Annotated in this window: 4 protein-coding genes; all 4 read right to left on the reverse strand. The window is 31.0% G+C overall.

Translation table 11 applies throughout. From position 1 onward, the window contains the following. A partial coding sequence (locus ACXAC4_RS19550; RefSeq protein WP_475164865.1) for a hypothetical protein occupies positions 1 to 238 on the reverse strand: 238 nt, incomplete at its 3' end. 907 nt (positions 239 to 1,145) lie between these two features. Continuing rightward, on the reverse strand, positions 1,146 to 1,439 hold the full coding sequence (locus tag ACXAC4_RS19555; RefSeq protein ID WP_475164866.1) for a hypothetical protein: 294 nt from the start codon (positions 1,437 to 1,439) through the stop codon (positions 1,146 to 1,148). Positions 1,440 to 1,454: 15 nt separating this feature from the next. Then, entirely contained in the window at positions 1,455 to 1,694 is a 240-nt protein-coding gene (locus tag ACXAC4_RS19560) for a hypothetical protein (protein WP_475164867.1), read from the reverse strand. Next, positions 1,681 to 2,163 (reverse strand): hypothetical protein, encoded by a 483-nt coding sequence (locus ACXAC4_RS19565; protein WP_475164868.1) that lies wholly within the window; start codon positions 2,161 to 2,163, stop codon positions 1,681 to 1,683. The genes ACXAC4_RS19560 and ACXAC4_RS19565 overlap by 14 nt, the downstream gene beginning before the upstream one ends. Positions 2,164 to 2,614: the final 451 nt, after the last annotated feature.

The following is a 2,614-nucleotide window of genomic DNA, read 5'->3' on the forward strand; positions in this document are numbered from 1 at the left end:
CAAATAGTACCCCTGCACCATCTTTATCACCAGACGTTTCAATCTTATATTTCTTGTCTAATACTATTACTCGACCTTCTTCAACTTTACGTTTGAATACGAATTCTTTACTGTTTTGAAGAACCATTTCCCAACCTTCTACCCCTAATTCGTGGAGTTTGTCCATATTTATTCTGATACCATCAGGTTTTGTTAATTTAGGTAAGTCTATATTTATATATTCGAACTGTTCCATCATCTTATCCCTCTCTTTTCTTTAATCTCTTACTCATATTATACCATAGATTCTCTATTTTGTCAAATGTATACCTATTTTAAATATTTAGTTTCTTTTAAAATTAAATAAAAGAAAGGCTGTAACCTAGTAGTTTATCTAAGTTATAGCCTTCTTATTTTACCTATTATTTAGTTTCAAATTTTCTATTACATCTTTTCTTATGCTCTATAGAGTTCTAGAACATCTACTTTTCTATCTGAACAGTTTTTACAAATAAAATACGTTACTTGGAAAAACACATGTCCATCTTCTTCATCATCCATTACGTCTGACTGTATCTTGTACTGTATTCTTTGTAGATTGACAGTTTAAACAGGAATCTTCTAACTGAACGTATTCTTCGTTTAACTTTTTCGAATCTACTGTTTTTATCTAAATCTTTAGCTAAATCTCCAATTGTATAAATGAACTTCGACTTAATCCATGTATACTTATCTTTAATCCCTACTACATGTTCTTATACCAACTCTTAACTTCCATTGGTAGCCAAAAGAAAGTTAAGACTAACAACGTTCCTACTGGATTCCCTGTCTCTTCTACTATCCTGTTATAGTATGTGTTTCGTGTTAAGAATGTATAAATTGCTCCACCCATTAAATATAGTCCCAAATACATCATTATGTTTGATTACCTCTTCTATTCTATTTCTTCTTGTTGTTTTGGTTTGTGTTTATCTACGTAGTCCTTAATATACTCTAATCCTGTTTCACCTTTTAATGTACACACCGTACATACACTATACTCAATTGTAGTATAATATGTTTCTTCATCTTCCTTACCTTCTTCTACGTTTTCATAACAATAAGACTTACTTTCACTCTGTTCTATTAGTTCATTTGTATTATCATTATTACATACAATACAAGTTTCAGACTTTTGTTTGTATATCTCTCCATCTTCTACAAGTAGTTTCTCTGAAATAAAGGCTCTTATCTAAGGAATCACATAAATCATTTATATCAATTTCATCTATTAGTTTATCTGACTTTTTAGAGTTTCTTAGAGCAACAACTAATCCTAAAATTAATATTGGAAGCCAAAAGACAACTGTAAAGAGGTAACTGAATATCAACATAAATTTACTTAGCTGTTTTGCCTTTGGTTTTGATAGGAAGTAAGAAACAACCGCCCCTACCCCTAAATAGATTTTGAATAGTAACATATCTGTTTATCTCCTTTAATTTGTATCCTCTTCTAAACAATGTTTGCATTTAAATGTTGACAGTTCCAAGTGTACTTTCTCATCTTCATCTGCTACTTTAAATGTATGAAGTTTAATATCCTGATTTGTACCACACTCAATACAACCACCTATCTTCTGCTCAAATCCACCGTCTACTGGTTGAAATCTAATGTTTTTCTGGAATGCTTTCTCACAACCTCTTACTTCTCCTAGTTTACCTTTAATTGTTTCCATGTTCTTCCTCCTTATATTCTTCTTCTAATATGTTTATACCTGTTATACCTTGTGTTACACAACTTGTACATACTTGAAATTTTACTTGCAGGTAAGGATTACTCTTCTTCCCAAATATTTCAGTTTTACTTAATAAACCTTCTGAACCTCTACAAGCAATACAACTACCCCTATGCTGGATATACATTCGACCTTGTATACTATGTACAAAATGAAACCTTGCATCGTTTTGTAAGTTTTGATCTAGTGCATGTACGTTTATTTCTTTCTTTTGAGACTTTACTTGTATTCTGTCTCTACCAATTAAAAAGAGTGCAAGTACTATCATCGGAACCCAAAATACAACAATTACTACAAACATAATGATGGGATACTCTGTTTCTTCTGATAAAGGTAAAAATAACTTCTTTCTTGTTGCAAAACAAACAATTGCACCAATTAGGAAGTATAACGTTACATAAATTGACATTACATGTTTCTCCTATTCTAGTAACTTCCATCTATGAAGTAAGCTAAGTAAAGTAATATGAAAGGTAGAACAACTACGGTAAGAAATATAATACCTATAATAGATGCTAGTTTATCGCCAAAGGATAAGTTAAATAGTATTACCTTTACAATAGACCAAAGAAATAAAGTCCCTACTACTGTATAAAATATGTAAATATCTACATCCAAGTTTTAGTCCTCCTTATCTTTGTTACCGTTTCTCCATTTAGATAATAACTCATGCCAAACTGGATTATGCAAATACATGACAATCATGTTTAGTAGAAATAGTATAACAGTTAATGGACTGATTTTATACAAAAATAAGCCCTCAACCACTAGTTTATAGGCGAGGACTGGAATTATCGCTATTTGTATGATTTGTGCATAAAATGTGATAGGAAACAACTTCACAAGATGAGGTTAACCTT

This window comes from Pseudoalteromonas sp. AWM4_233 (genome assembly GCF_056158285.1).

Bases quoted from the DNA above. Each gene is read 5' to 3' on its own strand.
- ACXAC4_RS19565 (WP_475164868.1), bottom strand. From the start codon at position 2,163: ATGTCAATTTATGTAACGTTATACTTCCTAATTGGTGCAATTGTTTGT.
- ACXAC4_RS19560 (WP_475164867.1), bottom strand. From the start codon at position 1,694: ATGGAAACAATTAAAGGTAAACTAGGAGAAGTAAGAGGTTGTGAGAAA.
- ACXAC4_RS19555 (WP_475164866.1), bottom strand. From the start codon at position 1,439: ATGTTACTATTCAAAATCTATTTAGGGGTAGGGGCGGTTGTTTCTTAC.